This is a genomic window from Nocardiopsis moroccensis (genome assembly GCF_055763695.1).
In genome coordinates this window covers 1,648,125-1,664,096 of the sequence record NZ_CP199747.1, presented here as the reverse complement: position 1 = coordinate 1,664,096, position 15,972 = coordinate 1,648,125, and the positions used below count along the sequence as shown (strand labels likewise).

The following is a 15,972-nucleotide window of genomic DNA, read 5'->3' as shown; positions in this document are numbered from 1 at the left end:
AAGTGCGCTCACACGCACCGAAATCACCGCTTCGGCTTACGCCCGGTCCACATCGCGGCCATGCGACGCAGCCTGATCGGGCCCGCGGTCTTGGTCGCGGCGAGCAGGCGTGCGCGGAACTCAACGCGACGATGCGCCGACAGGTCCTCGAAGTAAGCGAGGGAACCATGGGTCAACCCCCACTGCCACAGGGTCTCACCGTCGGCCACGGGAAGGTCCACAGTGATCGTCGTGACCTTGACATCGACGAATCCGGCGGCGGTGAGCAGTTCCCGGGCATCGAGCCGCTGACCCATACCGCCCCCTGGCGACAGGTACTGACCGAACTCGGTGAACAGTTCTGCGAGCGGATCGGTCGCCTCGAAGGATTCAGGGACCCGAAAGTCCGGGGCGGCTCCGGGCACAGTGAAGGCGAAGACCCCTTTCGGGGAGAGGACTCGCAGCACTTCGCCCAAAGCCTCCGAGGGATGGTCGAGCAGGTGCACCACGAAACCGGAAACCACCGCGTCGAAGCCCGCCGGGAAGCTCCAGGCGGTGGGCGTCCATCACGTGAGCGGCATCGAGGTCGGCGTGGTCTGCGTACGCCTCAAGAAGCCGCACCACCATGTTCGGAGCGGCGTCGATCGCCGTGACCCGGCAGCGGCGGGCCAGAGCCTGCGCGGTGAAGGCGCCGCGTCCCGATCCGAGATCGAGCACCCGGTTTCCCGAAGTGAGAGGGAGTGTTGACGCGGTCTCCTTCGCGAACGCGGTGAAGAACGGTACGACCTCGTCGTACCGATCAGCTACCCGGTTGAAGACATCGATGTCCCTGGACGTCATGATCAGTGAGTCTGCCAAACCACGAGACTTCCCGGCACCTGGTTTATCCCTCCCGCCAAGGACACACGGTGAGGGGCCCGCCATGGTCAGGGAGACGGGCTTTGAACGCGCGCTCCTTGTTTGGTGTGGGTATTCGTTCCGATGTTCCCCACCTCCGGGGTCCGGGGCGGCCAGGCCGCCCGAAGACTCGGACACGTGCCCGTCCGCACCAACAGCGGGCGTGGCGGCCAGCGGCCTCGTGTGCAAAATCCACGAGCCTGGCGGATCCGTCCGTGTAAGGATCTGCGCCCATGGAGTACCCCGCACCCAACGCCGCGTACACGATCGCCGCCCGCCACCGCATCCCGCCCGCGCAGGTCCGCCCCCTGCCCCAGGGAGTGGCCAACCACGTCCTGACCCTGGGCCGCAACCTGGTCCTGCGCCTGCCCCGCACCCCCGGTTACGTTGCCGACCTGCGCAAGGAGGCACTCCTGATCCCCATCGTCCACCGCGCGGGGGTACGCACCCCGGCGCTGGTCGAGTTCACTGATCCGGAGGACCAGCTTCCGCACATGCTCCTGGAGCGCGCCCCCGGTACCGACATGGCCCACCACGAACCCTCACCCGGCTTCCTGGAGCAGGTCGGCCGCCAACTGGCCCGCATTCACCGCATTCCCACCGCCGACCTGCCCGAACTTCCCCGAAACACCCACGTCACCGACCCCGCGCCTCTGGTGGAACAGCTGCACCGGCAAGGACACGTCGACGCCGGGACCGCCCGCTGGTTGGAGTCATGGTGCGACCACCTGGCCACCCGCCTGCCCGCAGATCCCGTCCCCTGCCTCGTGCACGGCGATCTGGCACCCCAGAACCTGATGGCCACCCCTGCCGGTGAGTTCTCCGCCGTCGTGGACTGGGGCGATGCCGCCCTGGCCGATCCCGCCACGGACTTCGCCAAGCTCCCGCCCCACTGGCTGCCCCGGGTTCTGCACGGCTACCGCCGCACGGTGGACGGGGACCCCGACCACCCCTGGGAGGCTCGCATCCTGTGGCACCATCTGACCTGGGCCCTGGCCCGCCTGGGCGAACCCGTCCCCCAACCCGGGCAGCGCCACTGGACCGCCCCACCCGCCAGCCGCCTGTTGGGACTGCTGCGCCTGTTCACCGAGAACCCGCCCACGCCCTGGACCGAGCCGGCACCCTCGCTCGCCTCCAAGGAGGGCGGCCGCCGCGGTCACAGGGCGTGCCCGCCGGCGACCTGCAGAACCTGACCGGTGACCCATCGGGCCTGGTGGGAGGCCAGGTACACCACCGCGTCGGCGATGTCGTCCGGCTCACCCACCCGGCCCATCGGTACGATCTGCCTCGCCTGCGCGAGGAGCTCCTCGTCCATCCAGCCGGTCTGGACAGGGCCCGGAGCGACGGCGTTCACGCGTATACCGCGCGCCGCCAGGTCCAGCGCGGTCGAGCGGGTCAGCGCTTCCAACGCCGCCTTGGACGTGCCGTAGCCGATCTGGCCGGAGAAGGCCTGCGCGGCGTCGGTGGTGATGTTGATGACGCACAACGGGTCGTCCCCGCGGTGCAGTCGCGCCACCTCGGCGGTGAGGAGCGCGGGGGCGACGGCGTTCACCCGGTAGTGGCGCTCCAACGAGGCGTGGTCCAACGTGTCGACGGTGTCCGGGGTTTCGCAGTGGGCGGCGTTGTTGACCAGGACGTTGATCGCACCGGTCCGGGCCGCGACCTCACTGACCAGCCGGGCCGGCCCGTCCGGGGCCGACAGGTCGGTGCTGAGGGCGAAGGAGCCGTTGCCGAGTTCCTTGGCGAGTGCGGCTGCCTCCTGCGCGGCGGGGGTGATGTGCGCCCATTCGGTGCCTGGGGGAGCCGGAGGGTCCTGGGTGAGGTGGTGGATCGCCACCCGTGCCCCCTGGGTGGCGAACGCACGGCTGATCGCCGCACCGATGTTGCCGGACCCGCCGGTGACCAGGACGGTCCGCCCTGCCAGGCGAGTATCGATCATCGCTTCTCCTCGGTGGTTCTCGGCTCGGTCGGGGGCAGGGGAGACGGGCGCGGGCACCCGTTCTGCGGGTGGAGATCCACGGGCGGGAACTGAAGGCGCACACCGAGGGCAAGGGGGAGGTCGGGAGTGGGCAGGGGCGGGTTTCGTCCCACGGGGGCGTACGCCGCGCACGTGGGGACCGGCAGCTCTCAGGGACGCATGCGGGCATGGTACACAGATCGGCCCGGCTGGAGGATTCGTTGTGCACAGGGCGGCGGTGCCGTTCGGTGCCGCCGGTGGGGGAAACGGGTTGAAACACCCCCGGTAGTCGAACTGTGTCGCTCTGACACAACCCGGACGGTACAGCCCACGGTGTATTCGTCTCGTTTTCGCGGGTCCTGACCTGGGCTGAATAACGTTGCGGGGGCGTACCGGAGGCTCGGAGGGCGTTCGGACACCCCTGGGGGTCTGACTTCCTAGAAGGTTGACTTATCGGAAGTCAGGATTTTCGACCCCACGGAGGGGGTTTCGTTTCTCAGAACCATTTAACGTTATTAAATAACGTTACAAACCAAACGTTATTCAAGAAGCGCCCCCCACGTACATCGGCGCCTTCGGCCCCCTGGACACGTGATGCGACCGCCCTTCCACCCCGAAGGCGGCGATGCCTGCTTTCGGTGTTTCCCACAGGTGGCGCTACGGCGCGACGACGGCCGCCCCGACCCGCGCGTGCGGCCGATTCGTACAGCCCGGTGTCAGGGGCGCGGGCGGTGTGGGGGCTGGTGATGTCAGCGGCCAACCGCACCAGGTGTCAGCGGCAGGCGCCCGTGGAGTCGGCGCCGGGTGCGAGGTGGACGCCACCGCCCACGTCCTCGGCGTCGGCCGCCTCCAGCAGAGCCTCGACCAGCCCGGGGAAGCGCTCGTCCAGGTCCTGGCGGCGCAGCGTGACGAAGCAACGGGTGCCTTCCTGACGGGTACGGGTCACCCCCGCATCGCGTAGGACCCGCAGGTGGTGGCTGAGCGTCGACTTGGCCACCGGCGCTCGCAACTCTCCCCACCCGCGCTCGGCGCCGTCGGCGAGCACACGCACGAGCCCGATGCGCAACGGGTCGCTGAGCGCCGCCATCATCTCGGGCAACGACAGTTCCTCGGTCGCCGGGTGGTGTGCGTGTCTCATGCCCCCATGCTAGCTTGTTCGATATTCGACGAACAACGAACAAAGGGGTCGGGTTGACCGAGCCGAATCACCACCAACACACTGACCTCGACGGCCGGGTCGCCATCGTCACCGGTGCCGGATCGGGCATCGGCCGCGCCACCGCGATCGCCATGGCCCGCGCCGGAGCCCGTGTCCTGGGGGTGGGTCGGCGCCACGAGGCGCTCCAGGCCACCGCCGCCCACCACCCCGGTATCGCCGTCCACCCCGCCGACCTGCGCGCCCCCGACGCCCCTGCCAAGGTGGTCCAGGCCGCGACGCAACGGTGGGGTCGCATCGACGTGCTCGTCAACAACGCCGGCGCCACCGCGATGATGCCGCTGGCCGAAACCGATGCGGACCGCATCGCCGCGCTGTTCGCGCTCAACGTCACCGCCCCCAGCCTCCTGGCCGCCGCGGCCCTGCCGCACCTGCGCGAACAGAGCGGAACGATCGTCAACATCTCCAGCACCTATGGGCACCGGCCGCTGCCCGGCGCCGCCCACTACGCGGCCTCCAAGGCCGCCATCGAGCAGTTGACCCGCTGCTGGGCGCTGGAACTGGCCCCCGATGGGGTACGGGTCAATGCCCTGGCGCCGGGCCCCACCGAAAGCGAGGCGCTGGCGGCAGCCGGGCTCACCGAGACCGGCGTGACCCGGGTCAAGGAGAGCGAGACCGCGCAGATCCCGCTGGGCCGCCGCGGTGAACCCGACGAGGTCGCCCAGTGGGTGCTGCGGCTCGCCGACCCGGGCACGACCTGGCTCACCGGGCAGGTCCTCACCGTTGACGGCGGCCTCGAACTCACCTGACCCCGGGCTCGCACCCCAGGGGGTTCGGGCCCGGGCGTGCAGAGGTCACGGCCCCTGCACGCCCGGGCACCCCTTTGTAGGCCACCTGGTCGAAACCCGGGGGCCTACCAGCGGTCTCCCCTTGCGCCAGCGGTACTCACGCTGGTCGCGGGGCCGGGCGATCGTCGCTTTGACCCCTCGCTTGCGCCGGTGGTCCCGGTCGGCGCGGCTGGAGCAGGCCTTGTCGCCCAGGAATCGATCCGGACGGGGGCGGATGGTGTTGCGGAGCAGCCTCAGCGATCGCAGAGGGCGATTCCATCTCGGTGTGCGGGGGACGGGTGTTCGCGCCGGGACCGAATCGGATCCAGGCCAGCTCACGCGCCCGGCGCCGATCGAGTGCGAGCAGACTGCGCACACCCGGCGCGAACGCCGCCACTCCGCGCCGGGTGGCCGCACGCAGTCGCCGCCAGCGCCGCGAATGCGCCCGGTGGCTGAGCTCGGTCACTCGCCGCCCCCGAGCGTTCTGTCCGCTCCGGGCTTCCTGCGGGGTGGCGTCGATCATCAACACGTGCACCTCGTACCGGTGGAGTCGGCAGAGCAGGGCGAGCAGCACACGGACCGGGCGCCGGGTCCCGCACTCGTGCACAACAACCGGGCCGCCGCGCAGCGCCGCGGACACCTGGCCCAGGTGCAGTACGTGCACCACCCAGCGCCACAGCGGGTAGGGGATCCGACCGAGCAGCGGACCCAGCCGGTACCGCGACTGCAGCGAGTCGATCACCCGCACACCGTCCGCGGTGAGTACGGGCCGGTCCTCGTCCCCGTGGAGACCGAACAGCCGCCGCAGCAGGGTGCTCTTCCCGGCCCCGGGCACCCCGGCGACCAGAACCAGGGACCGCCGAGGGTAGACCGCTCCGCGCACCATCGCCTCATTCACCGCGGGCACATACCGCACCAGACCCTGGAACATCTTCGGTAGCTCCTCAAAGCCGACCTTCGCGCCGGTGGGGCGCGGCTCTACAGTGGCAGTGCCACCAACGTCATGGCGCTGTCGGGCATCGACGACTCCGACGAGTACCACGTCTTCCTGCGCACCCCGGGTAACGGCCAGTACCTGCTACCACGACCTGGATGGGTGCACCGGCCGCTTGTTGGTGGGGGCGGGCGATGGTGGAGTACACCGAGATGTCCCAGGTGATCAACTCCTTCACGTCGACTCGGGCCTGGAGCCGCTCGAAGACAACGGCTCCGGCACCCCCGCTGAGTGTCGGTCGGGTCTGTCCGAGCCACGAGACATGATCATCGTATGACCTTGATCCACTTACGAAAAACGTCCTCATCCGGGTGAATGTCCGGGCTGCCACGCCCGGTAAAAAGGAACGCCGTAGGAAGGGCCAAAAGGTTTTCCGGTGGCGGCCCCGTGTCCAAGCCAGGTGTTTGTCATGGCGGGGGAAGCCTCTTCTCCTTTCTCGTGCTGGCGGGCGTTGGCGGGCCGGCGGCGGTGCTGCGCAGGGGAAAACCGTTCGACCGGCTTCGAGTCGATGCGGCACGGTTGCCCGCATGAGCACACCCGCCTTCATTCCCGGCTTGGAACTCGCCCGCCGCTTCTACGGCGAGGCGGTCCGACCTCTGCTGGAGCAGGCCCTGCCCGGGGCGGCATATTCCGCAGCTCTTCTGGGCCGCGGTTCGGAAGTCCTCGGTTTCGACACCGCCCGCTCCCGGGACCACGACTGGGGGCCTCGCCTGCAGGTCTTCCTGGCACCGCAGGAGGCCGCCCGGCACGGTGACCGGCTCCACGCCCACCTGGCCGAGCACCTGCCCAGGACCTTCGGCGGCTATCCGACCCACTTCGCCCCCACCGGGGAACCCGGGGGTATCGGTGTCCTACGACAGACCGACGGTCCGCTGCGGCACCGCGTCGAGATCACCGACCCGACCGCCTGGTTCACCTCCCGCCTGGGCTTCGATCCGAATCAGGGCCTCACCCTCGGGGATTGGCTGGCCACCCCCACCCAGCTCCTGGCGGAGGTCACCGGCGGCGCGGTCTTCCACGACGGCCTGGGGCTGCTCGGCCCGGCCCGCGCCGATCTGCACTGGTATCCCCACGATGTGTGGCTGCATGTGCTCGCATGCCAGTGGCAGCGCCTCTCCCAGGAGGAGGCCTTCGTCGGGCGCTGTGGCGAGGTGGGCGACGAACTCGGCTCCGCCGTGGTCGCCGCACGCCTGGTACGCGAGCTGATGCGGCTCTGCCTGTTGATGAACCGCCGTTACCCGCCCTACGGGAAATGGCTCGGCAGTGCCTTCGCCCGCACTCCCCAGGCCGGCGAACTGACCCCGCACCTGTCCGCCGCCCTCACCGCCCCGGACTGGCGCACCCGCGAGCAGCACCTCTGCCACGTCTACGAGGCCCTCGCCGGCCTGCACAACCGGCTCGCCCTGACCGACCCGGTCGATGCGACCACACGCCCCTACCACGGTCGCCCGTTCCGGGTCCTTGGTGCCGCACGCTTCACCGCGGCCCTGACCGCCCGCATCACCGATCCCGACGTCGGTGCGCTCCCGCTGGTCGGTGCCCTGGACCAGTGTGTCGACAGCACCGACATCCTCACCCGCCCCCGAAGGGCGCGCGCCACCGCCCGTGCCGTGCTCGCCGGACCGGAACCGTGGTGAGCCCCGTTCCGGTCCGGCTGATCCGGGTTTCACCCGGTTTCCTGATGGGGCCGTTCCCGCTGCCCGGGGTTCGACAACCTTGGACGGCGGTCGGCCTCACCCGCTGGTGAGGACGACCAGTTGCCGGGTGGCCCGGGTCATCGCCACGTAGCGGTCCACCGCTCCTTCGGTCCCCCGGCCGAACTCCTGCGGGTCCACCAGAACCACCAGGTCGAACTCCAGGCCCTTGACCAGGTTCGGGGGCAACGACCGCACGCGCGGCCCCGCCTCGAAGGAGGGGGCCCCGACCACGCAGGCCACCCCCTCGGTGTTCTGGGTCAACCATTCCGTGAGGACCGAGTCCAGTTCCGTGACGCTCCCGTGAGTCACGGGGATGCCGCTGCTGCGGATCGAGGTCGGTACGTTGGCGTCGGCGAGCACCTCCCGGATCACCGGTTCGGCCTGTGCCATCACCTCCTGCGGTGTCCGGTAGTTCACGCCCAGAGGGGCCAGCTCGACCCGGTCGAACCCGACCCGCTCCAGGCGCTGCGACCACGATTCGGTGAAGCCGTGCCGGGCCTGGGCACGGTCCCCGACAATGGTGAAGCTGCGGGAGGGGCAGCGCAGCAGCAACATCTGCCACTGCGCGTCGGTCAGCTCCTGGGCCTCGTCCACCACGATGTGCGCGAACGGGCCGGCCAACACGTCCGTTTCGGTACTCGGCAGGGCCGACTCGTCGACCAGGCTCTCGCGCAGGTCCTGTCCGTGCAGCATCGTCACGAGCCCCTCGCCGTCGTCGTCGGCCTGGAGCAGGTTGTCGATGACGTGGGACATGCGCTCGCGTTCCACGGCCGCGGAGGCCGTACGGCGGCGCCTGCGGTCTGCGGCCTTCGGGTCACCCAATCGCCGGCGTGCCGCGTCCAGTAGCGGCAGGTCCTGCACCGTCCAGGCCCGGGTGTCCTGGCGTTGCAGTCTGTGGATCTCCTGCGGGCTGAGCCAGGGCGCACACTTGCGCAGGTAGGCGGGTACCGACCACAGGTCCCCGACCAGGTCCTCCGCCTCGATCAGCGGCCATGCCCGGTACAGGGCCCCGATCAGTTCCGTGTTGCGTAGCAGCGACCTGCGGACCAGGTCGGGTGGGACCTCGTCATCGTCGTGGCCGCCGTGCTTGTCCACCAGGATCGTGACCAGCTCCTCCAGGAGTTGGTCACGTGCTTCGTTGTGCGCGGTCCCAGTGTCCAGCGCGTCGAAGGCCTCGGCCCAGTCCTCGGCGCCCAACCACAGGTCGAACCAGTCCGTGGAGACCGTCATCCCCCGGGTGGGAGGTTGCTCGTAGAACCTGACGGCTTCCTCGATCGCCCCGACCAGGTCTGCCGAGGCCTTCAGCCGTGCGACGTCCGGGTCGGTCTCGGCCACCGCATCGGCGCCCTGTGGAACCAGGTCCCGCAGGGTGCAGGTGTGCACGCCTTCCTCTCCCAGGCTGGGCAGGACGTCGGCGACATAGGCCAGGTAGGGCTGGTGCGGTCCCACGAACAGCACGCCGCCCCGGCGGTGGCTCAGGCGGGGGTCGGAGTAGAGGAGGTGGGCGGTGCGGTGCAGGGCGACGACGGTCTTGCCCGTTCCCGGGCCGCCGTCGACGACCAGGGCTCCGGCCGAACCAGCGCGGATGATGGCGTCCTGGTCGGCCTGGATGGTGCCCAGCACGTCGCGCATCCGGTCCGATCTGCTGCTGCCCAGGCTGGCGATGAAGGCTGATTGGTCGTCGAGTGCGGCGTGCCCTTCGAGCCCCTCCTCGGTGAACACCTCGTCCCAGTAGTCACTGATGCGTCCGCGCGTCCAGCGGTACCTGCGGCGGCTCCTCAACCCCATCGGGTTGGCGTGGGTGGCCGCGAAGAACGGTTCGGCGGCGGAGGAGCGCCAGTCGATCAGCAGTCGGCGTCCCTCGCCGTCGGTGAGTCCGAGCCGTCCGACGTAGACGGGTTCGTGGTGGTCCTCGCTGATGATGTGGCCCAGGCACAGGTCCAGACCGAAGCGGCGCAGGGTGCGCAGCCGGGCGCTCATCCGGTGGACCTGCAGGTCCCGCTCCAGGACCTCCCGGCCGGTGCCGCGGGGCGCGCTTCGTTCGGCGGCCAGGCGCTCGGTCAGGTCGGTGACCGAGTCCCGGAGGCTGTTCGCGATGGTCGCGAAGTGCTGCTCGTCGTTGGCGATCAGGGCCGGGGCGGCTTTGGCGGCGAGGTGGTCCGGGAGGTCGAACGCGCTGGTCATCATTGGTTTCATGTCGTCTTGCGACTGGTGTGTTCTGGTCACGGATGACGATTGTGCGGCATGCCCCGGGTCTTGCCGCAAGCCCCGGGGTGCGCTATAAATTAAGAGTGGCGGGGAGTGTCCAGAACCCCGCCTTTTCTTGTGTGACCCTTCGGGGGGCGGTCTTTTCGCGTGGAGTTCCCGCGCCGCCCCGCGCCCTCTCCTCCTGTGACGCCCGCTGGTTCGGGCAGCACCCCCGGTGTGGTCGATGCGTATCGCGGCGAAGTGTGCCGGTGTCCTGCCCGAGCGCCATGTCGTCCACCGGTGCACGTATGCGCCCCCTCGGGCCCCTGAGCGTGTGATGCCCTCGGTGAAGATCTCGGCGTGCTCCGCGGTCACTACTCGGATCGAGCACCAGTCGTCGGCCGGTGCGCTCGTTCCCGCAGCGGGTGCCCCTGAGGGTGTACACGGGGCGGGCTTCGTGCCATGCTAAAAATTGGACGAACGCCCAGTGCACTTGTTCAGTGCGGGTGCCCAAAAATGATGCCGGAAGGACGGACATGACGACCGAACGGAGCCGACAGGTGCGCGAGCGCCTGCTCGGAGCGGCTGCCGAACTCATCGGGGAGCGGGGATGGTCCGCGGTGAGCACACGGGTACTGGCCGAAAGGGCCGGGGTGGGTCCCGGACTGGTTCACTACCACTACCCCTCGTTGAACGCCCTGCTCAACGAGGCCGCCCTGGGGGTGCTGGCCGAGGTCGCCGACCAGACAGCGGCCCACCTGCGAGGCACCACACCCCAGGAGGGGCTGGACCTGGCCCTGGGTGCCCTGGACGACTACCCCGGCGACGACCCCACCTCGGCCCTGTTCATCGAGGCCTACCTGGCGGCCGGACGCGACGGGGAACTGCGCCGGGGCATCACCGACATCCTGGAACGCTTCCGCGCCGCACTGGCCGACTGGCTCAGGGCGGGCGGGGTCCCCGACCCCGAAGCCACCGCCCGGGTCCTGGCCTCGGCCGTGGACGGCGTCATGCTGCACCGGGCCCTGGACCCCGACCTGACCGCAGGCGCGGTCGCCCCAGTCCTGCGGCGGATCCTGCAACCCGTGCCCGTCGCCACCGAGGGGGAGCGATGAACGCCGCGCCCCCGACGGGGCGGGGAGCGGGACGGGCACTCATCGTGGGCGCCGGTATCGCCGGGCTGGCCCTGGCCCACCGGCTGGACCACCACGGTTGGCGGGTGAGTGTCCTGGAACGCGCCCCGGGTCCGCGCCCTCAGGGGTACATGATCGACTTCTTCGGGCCGGGCTACGACGCGGCGGAGGCGATGGGGCTCCTTCCCCGGTTGCACGAACTGGGCCACCACTTCACCGAGGCCGTCCTGGTCGACGAACGGGGCCGTCGACGGGCCTCGGTCGGGTTCGAGCGCTTCGCCGAGTCCCTGGGCGGTTCCCTGATCTCGATCATGCGCCCCGACCTGGAACTGGCGCTGCGCGAGTCGCTGCCCTCCCGGGTGGAGCTGCGCTATGACAGCGAGGTCGTGCAGGTCAGTGAAGGCGCCGAGGGGGTGGGCGTGCGTCTGGCCGACGGCACGGTGCTGGAGGCCGACCTGCTGGCGGGGGCTGACGGAATCCACTCCACCGTGCGCCGTTCGGTCTTCGGCCCGGAGGAACGGTACCTGCGCCACCTGGGTTTCCACACCGCCGCCTACACCTTCGACGACGCCCGCGTGCACGCCGCCACCCTGGGCCGCTTCCAGCTCACCGACAGTTTGGGAGCCCAGATGGGGCTGTACGCGCTGGCCGGGGACCGGGTGGCGGCCTTCACCGTGCACCGCACCCGCGACACCCGTCTTCCCGAGGACTCCCGGGCCGCGGTGCGCGAGGCCTGTGCCGGACTGGGCTGGGTGGTGCCCCGGGCCCTGGAGCTGTGCCCGCCTCCGGAACGGGTCTACTACGACCACGTCGCCCAGATCGAGATGGGGAGCTGGAGCCGCGGACGCACGGTGTTGCTGGGCGACGCCTGCCAGGCGGTGTCGCTGCTGGCGGGGCAGGGTGCCTCGCTGGGGGTGGGCGGGGCCTACGTCCTGGGGGAGGAGCTGGCCCGTGCCGACGGTCTCGCCGAGGGGCTGGCCCGCTACGAGCAGCGGTGGCGTCCGGTGGTGGAGGAGCGACAGCGCACGGCCCGCACCGGTACCTCCTGGTTTCTACCGGATACACCCGCGCGGTTGCGGCTGCGGCGGATGTTCCTGCGGCTGTCCGCCCTGCCGGGAGTGGACCGGCTGGTGGCGACGTCCCTGTCGGGCAAACCGACCCGGGTGGTGAAGGACCTGGCCTCCACCACCGTCGGGCGGGACTGAGCGGCGCCGGGCGCCGGGGTCCCTCGGGAGGCTGATCGAAGGGGCGCTCGAAGACGGGCGGGTGGACCCGGTGTTCGTGCTCGGTGAGCGAGGCGGGGTCGACCCGCCCGCTGGTGGTGACGTCGGGGCCGGTGGACCTGCCCGAGAGCACCCCGGCGGCCGGCCCGTTGTAGGTGGCCACGCTCAGGCCGTGGGAGCGGGCCATGGGCAGGAGTTCGCGTTCGATGTCGCGGCGCAGTGACTTGTAGGGCACCTGGAGTGCGGTGAAAGGGGTCCACCCGTGGTGTCGGGCCAGGGGGTTGGCCTGAGCGACGGCCCAGGCGGGCATGTTGGAGGCGCCCGCGTGCAGGATTTTGCCCGCGCGCACGGCGTCGTCCAGGGCCCGCATGGTCTCCTCGATCGGTGTGCACTCGTCCCAGGAGTGCACCCACAGCAGGTCGACGTGGTCGGTGCGCAGCCGGCGCAGGCTCCGCTCCAGGGTACGGGTGAGGTTCTTGCGGTGGCTGTCGCCGGTGTTGGGGTCGGTGGGGTCGCGGGGCAGGGTGAACTTGGTGGCCAGGACGAAGAGGTCGAGCATGCGGCGGGCCTCTTCGGGGCTGCGGAAGGTCATGGCGCCGAGGAAGAGCTGGGAGACACGGAGTCCTGAGGACCCGAGGATTCGGTGGTGCATCGCGGTATGGGTGCGTTCCTGCGTGAGTGTCGTGAGTCGACCCCACCCGGGCGGGTGGGGCTGCCGGTGGGGGCGCGCCGTCGCACTCCGGGGTTGCGGCGGGCGGAGCTGGCCACGTTGTCGGGGGTGAGCGTGGACTACCTGACCCGGTTGGAGCAGGGACGGGACCGCAACCCCTCGCCGCAGGTGCTGGTGGCGTTGGCGGACGCTTTGGGTCTGTCCGTGGGGGAACGGGTGCGGTTGCGCAACCTGTCCAAGGCGGCTTCGGGGGCGGGTGCGCTGTGTCCGGGCGGGTCACCGCCGGAGCGGGGGTGCGTGCGACGATGCGGGCTCTGCTCGACCGGTTGGAGCCGACTCCGGCGGCCCTGTTCAACCGGCTCGGTGAGACGTTGGCGTACACCGCGGGCTATGAGCGTCTGGTGGGGCCGTTGGGGTTGTTGGACACGGAGGGGGACCAGCCCTCGAACCGGGTGTGGTTCGTGTTCGCCGACGACCGGGCCCGGTCGGCCTATCCGGACTGGGAGAGTGTGGCCGATGCGCGGTTGGCGGAGCTGCGCGCGGAGGCGGCTCCGCAGGATCCGCACCTGAGGCATCTGGTGGAGGAGCTGGAGATCGTGGGAGGGGAGCCCTTCGCCAGGTGTATGGCAGCCGCCCCGGCCGCCCCGGCCAGTACCGGTGTGGAGTCGCTGGCACACCCGCGGGTGGGCGAGGTGCGGTTGTCCTATGAGCGGTTGGACGCGGAGGGTCAGTACCTGGTGGTCTACCTGCCCGCCGACGGGGTCGCCGCCGAGGCCTTGGACCGGCTCAACCGGTCCGCGTTGCGCGTGGTGGGCGGTTAGGGCTTCTTCGGGTGTGTTCCCGTGGGCCCCGGCCCGCTCCGCCCGGGGCCGGCCGGGGGCTGTTCGGTTCGGGTCCCTAGGCTCGGGGTGCCCGTTGGTGTGAGCAGAGAGGAGGGCCGCGGTGGCCCCCGTGGTGGAGTCGGTCAGTAGTAGTCCCGAGCACACGTTCAGCAAACCGGTCCGTCCCCGCATCCGGCTTCTGGCCGGGTTGGGGGTGGAGGGCGACGCTCATCTGGGACGCACGGTCAAGCACCGGTCCAGGGTGGCGGTCGACCCTACCCGGCCCAACCTGCGCCAGGTGCACCTGATCCACACCGAACTCCTCGAGGAGGTGGCCCTGGCCGGGTTCGAGGTCCGGCCGGGGCAGATGGGCGAGAACATCACCACCCGGGGGCTGGATCTGCTGGCACTGTCCCGGGGCACCGTGCTCTGCTTCGGGTCCGCGCGAGTGGAGGTCACGGGGTTGCGTAACCCGTGCGCGCAGATCGACGGGTTCTCCCCGGGGCTGCTCAGGCAGATGGTGTACCGGGACGAACAGGGTGATCTGGTGCGTCGGGCCGGGGTGATGGGGGTGGTGTTGGAGGGCGGTGTCGTCGAGCCCGGGACGGCGATCGGTGTGCGTGAGCCCGCCGGTGCGCACGTGCCGCTGGAGCGGGTCTGACCTGTACCTGTTCCGGGCAGTGCCTGCTGTTCAGGGGTCGGATGTCTTGCGGCCGTGGGTGGCGGCGTACTCGGCGGCCAGCCAGGGGGCCAGGTCCTCGACGAGTCCGTGCAGGTGTCCGGGGTCGGCGCGGGGACGGTGTGCGGCACCGGCGGCGGCGCGCATCTGGTCGCGGCGGCCGGGATAGTAGTGGCCGAAGATGTCCGCGGCCAGGTCCAGGTCGCTGGTCCAGCCGCCCCAGGATGGCATGACCAGGGTGAGACCGGTGCGGACCAGACGGCGGGAGATCCTCCGGCTCAGGCTGAGGTGCTCGGCCCGGCCGGCGGCCCGGGCGATGCCGGCGCGCCAGCGCGGCAGGACCTGGTGCAGGTCACCGTTGGTCTGGCGGGCCAGCAGCGGGGTGGGCCGGTACCGGGGTAGATGTTCGGCCAGGTCGGGGCCGAGCACCGGGGTGCACAGGCAGGCGAGGAAGAACCCGGAGTCGTGGCGTTCGGGTGCGCTGGTGAGGAAGTCGGCCCCTCCCAGGAGGATGCCGACCCCGTTGACCTGGTCGAATGTTGAGTCGAGTTCGTTCTCCAGGGCTCGGGTCCGTGCGTGTTCGGTCTCGTCGGGGTTGGTGTGCAGCGCCACCAAAGCGTCCAGGTCCGATCTGCCGGGGAGGGCGGTGCCGCGGGGGATGCTGCCGTAGAGGTAGGCGCTGTGCAGGCGGGGGCCGAAGATCTCGGGGATACGGGCGAGCAGTGCGGTGACCGCTGGCGCGAAGGCCGCGGGGATCTGGTCCACCGAGCCCTCACGGGCGATGGTGCCGTCGGGGCGCAGTCCCCGGGGCCGGGGCGGGGGTTCTCGTCTGTTCATGTGTGAGGTCACATGAGCGCACACTAATGTACACGGGTGCACACGTTGAACCGCTCCGCTGGTGAAGGGCGCTGGTGGCGGATCCGACCGGTCCACGCCCTACTCGGTCACAGGAGTTTTCCGGTTTCTGGGACACGTGCCTGCGGATATGGCTAGCGTCGTTCTCGAACACATGAACGGGTCACGGTCAGGGGGCGGGGGTGAGAGGCGGGCGGCACAGACCAGCCAGCAGGGTTTGCGGCCGATCGTGGCGCCCTATCTGGCCCCGGGCCCGGCCGGTGTGGCGGTGCGCACCCGCCTCACACACCTCACCGTCGGGGACCAGGAGGTGTTGCGGCTGGTCGGCGCCCATCTGGGTTCGCTGGCGGCCAGGGACCTCAAGGCCTGGTCCGCTGACGGTGTGGACCACGACAGTCGCACCTGGTCGGCGCGCAAACGGGCGCTGACGCCGAAGTCGGCGCGGTGGGCGGGGTCGATCACCAGGGCCACCCATGAGCAGTGGGCGCCGGCCCGCCGCAGCCAGGTCGCGCACCTGCGTTCCCTGGACGCTGGGGTCGGAACCCTCTCGCACCGGTTGTCGTTGCCGGTCGGTGCCAAGGGCACCAAGAAGGTACCGGGTGGCTATCGCAGTAGAGCAGGAGTGGCACGCCAAAGCCCGGCGCCTGTGTGTCCTCCAGGGCCGCCTTGCCGCTGTGCGTGCTGACTTTGAGGTCGGTCGGGTGTGGGGCGGCAAGAGCCTGGCCCGCAACCGCCCCGAACCAAGGGAGAGAGAACGCGGGGGACCAGCGCGTCCAACACCGTTCGGGACGCGCGCAGGACCGGGAGAGCACCACAGGGCACTCCCGCACACTGTTAAGGAACGGTGTCATGGAGGTGATACTCCCAGCGGCGATCGGGTTTGGGCCGTTCAGGGCG

General features: G+C 70.4%; 13 protein-coding genes and 4 pseudogenes. 9 read left to right on the top strand and 8 right to left on the bottom strand.

Annotation, left to right across the window (positions count from 1 at the left end):
• Positions 1-23: 23 nt before the first annotated feature.
• A complete protein-coding gene (locus tag ACUKCB_RS07065; protein WP_473039680.1) occupies positions 24-503 on the bottom strand; it encodes a hypothetical protein in 480 nt (159 codons plus the stop codon).
• A 28-nt stretch (positions 504-531) separates the two neighbouring features.
• Positions 532-819, bottom strand: a pseudogene (locus tag ACUKCB_RS07060) (class I SAM-dependent methyltransferase); the annotation flags it as partial.
• Positions 820-1,109: 290 nt separating this feature from the next.
• On the opposite strand from ACUKCB_RS07060, the gene ACUKCB_RS07055 reads away from it, so the two are divergent.
• Entirely contained in the window at positions 1,110-2,069 is a 960-nt protein-coding gene (locus ACUKCB_RS07055; protein ID WP_473039679.1) for a phosphotransferase family protein, read from the top strand.
• Here the strand turns inward: ACUKCB_RS07055 and ACUKCB_RS07050 are convergent.
• Positions 2,033-2,815 carry an SDR family NAD(P)-dependent oxidoreductase gene (locus ACUKCB_RS07050; RefSeq protein ID WP_473039678.1) on the bottom strand — a complete coding sequence of 261 codons (783 nt, stop codon included), beginning with the start codon at positions 2,813-2,815 and terminating at the stop codon, positions 2,033-2,035. The two genes, ACUKCB_RS07055 and ACUKCB_RS07050, sit on opposite strands and share 37 nt — an antisense overlap.
• A gap of 790 nt (positions 2,816-3,605) precedes the next feature.
• Entirely contained in the window at positions 3,606-3,971 is a 366-nt protein-coding gene (locus ACUKCB_RS07045) for an ArsR/SmtB family transcription factor (RefSeq protein WP_473039677.1), read from the bottom strand.
• 53 nt (positions 3,972-4,024) lie between these two features.
• Here ACUKCB_RS07045 and ACUKCB_RS07040 point away from each other — a divergent pair, with 53 nt between their 5' ends.
• Entirely contained in the window at positions 4,025-4,798 is a 774-nt protein-coding gene (locus tag ACUKCB_RS07040; RefSeq protein WP_473039676.1) for an SDR family NAD(P)-dependent oxidoreductase, read from the top strand.
• Positions 4,799-5,081: 283 nt separating this feature from the next.
• Here ACUKCB_RS07040 and ACUKCB_RS07035 read toward each other — a convergent pair.
• Positions 5,082-5,747: pseudogene (locus ACUKCB_RS07035) on the bottom strand (AAA family ATPase); the annotation flags it as partial.
• 590 nt (positions 5,748-6,337) lie between these two features.
• On the opposite strand from ACUKCB_RS07035, the gene ACUKCB_RS07030 reads away from it, so the two are divergent.
• Complete coding sequence (locus ACUKCB_RS07030) at positions 6,338-7,447, top strand: DUF4037 domain-containing protein (protein ID WP_473039675.1); 1,110 nt, start codon at positions 6,338-6,340, stop codon at positions 7,445-7,447.
• Positions 7,448-7,543: 96 nt separating this feature from the next.
• On the opposite strand, the gene helR is transcribed toward ACUKCB_RS07030, so the two are convergent.
• Positions 7,544-9,703 carry an RNA polymerase recycling motor ATPase HelR gene (gene helR / locus ACUKCB_RS07025; protein WP_473039674.1) on the bottom strand — a complete coding sequence of 720 codons (2,160 nt, stop codon included), beginning with the start codon at positions 9,701-9,703 and terminating at the stop codon, positions 7,544-7,546.
• A gap of 527 nt (positions 9,704-10,230) precedes the next feature.
• Between helR and ACUKCB_RS07020 the strand changes: the two genes are divergently transcribed.
• Both ACUKCB_RS07020 and ACUKCB_RS07015 read left to right on the top strand, forming a co-directional pair.
• The gene (locus tag ACUKCB_RS07020) at positions 10,231-10,809 is read left to right on the top strand and encodes a TetR/AcrR family transcriptional regulator (RefSeq protein WP_473039673.1); all 579 of its coding nucleotides are present in this window, start codon (positions 10,231-10,233) and stop codon (positions 10,807-10,809) included.
• Positions 10,806-12,032 carry an FAD-dependent monooxygenase gene (locus ACUKCB_RS07015; protein ID WP_473039672.1) on the top strand — a complete coding sequence of 409 codons (1,227 nt, stop codon included), beginning with the start codon at positions 10,806-10,808 and terminating at the stop codon, positions 12,030-12,032. The genes ACUKCB_RS07020 and ACUKCB_RS07015 overlap by 4 nt, the downstream gene beginning before the upstream one ends.
• 139 nt (positions 12,033-12,171) lie before the next feature.
• Here ACUKCB_RS07015 and ACUKCB_RS07010 read toward each other — a convergent pair.
• Positions 12,172-12,609: pseudogene (locus tag ACUKCB_RS07010) on the bottom strand (aldo/keto reductase); the annotation flags it as partial.
• A gap of 99 nt (positions 12,610-12,708) precedes the next feature.
• On the opposite strand from ACUKCB_RS07010, the pseudogene ACUKCB_RS07005 reads away from it, so the two are divergent.
• The 3 genes and pseudogenes from ACUKCB_RS07005 to ACUKCB_RS06995 all read left to right on the top strand — a co-directional run.
• Positions 12,709-12,882: pseudogene (locus ACUKCB_RS07005) on the top strand (helix-turn-helix domain-containing protein); the annotation flags it as partial.
• A 131-nt stretch (positions 12,883-13,013) separates the two neighbouring features.
• A complete protein-coding gene (locus ACUKCB_RS07000; protein ID WP_473039671.1) occupies positions 13,014-13,541 on the top strand; it encodes an MmyB family transcriptional regulator in 528 nt (175 codons plus the stop codon).
• Between the two features lie 121 nt (positions 13,542-13,662).
• Complete coding sequence (locus ACUKCB_RS06995) at positions 13,663-14,202, top strand: MOSC domain-containing protein (RefSeq protein ID WP_473039670.1); 540 nt, start codon at positions 13,663-13,665, stop codon at positions 14,200-14,202.
• Between the two features lie 30 nt (positions 14,203-14,232).
• On the opposite strand, the gene ACUKCB_RS06990 is transcribed toward ACUKCB_RS06995, so the two are convergent.
• A complete protein-coding gene (locus ACUKCB_RS06990) occupies positions 14,233-15,057 on the bottom strand; it encodes a nucleotidyltransferase domain-containing protein (RefSeq protein ID WP_473039669.1) in 825 nt (274 codons plus the stop codon).
• 235 nt (positions 15,058-15,292) lie between these two features.
• Between ACUKCB_RS06990 and ACUKCB_RS06985 the strand changes: the two genes are divergently transcribed.
• A complete protein-coding gene (locus ACUKCB_RS06985; RefSeq protein WP_473039668.1) occupies positions 15,293-15,760 on the top strand; it encodes a hypothetical protein in 468 nt (155 codons plus the stop codon).
• The last annotated feature ends 212 nt before the right edge of the window (positions 15,761-15,972 follow it).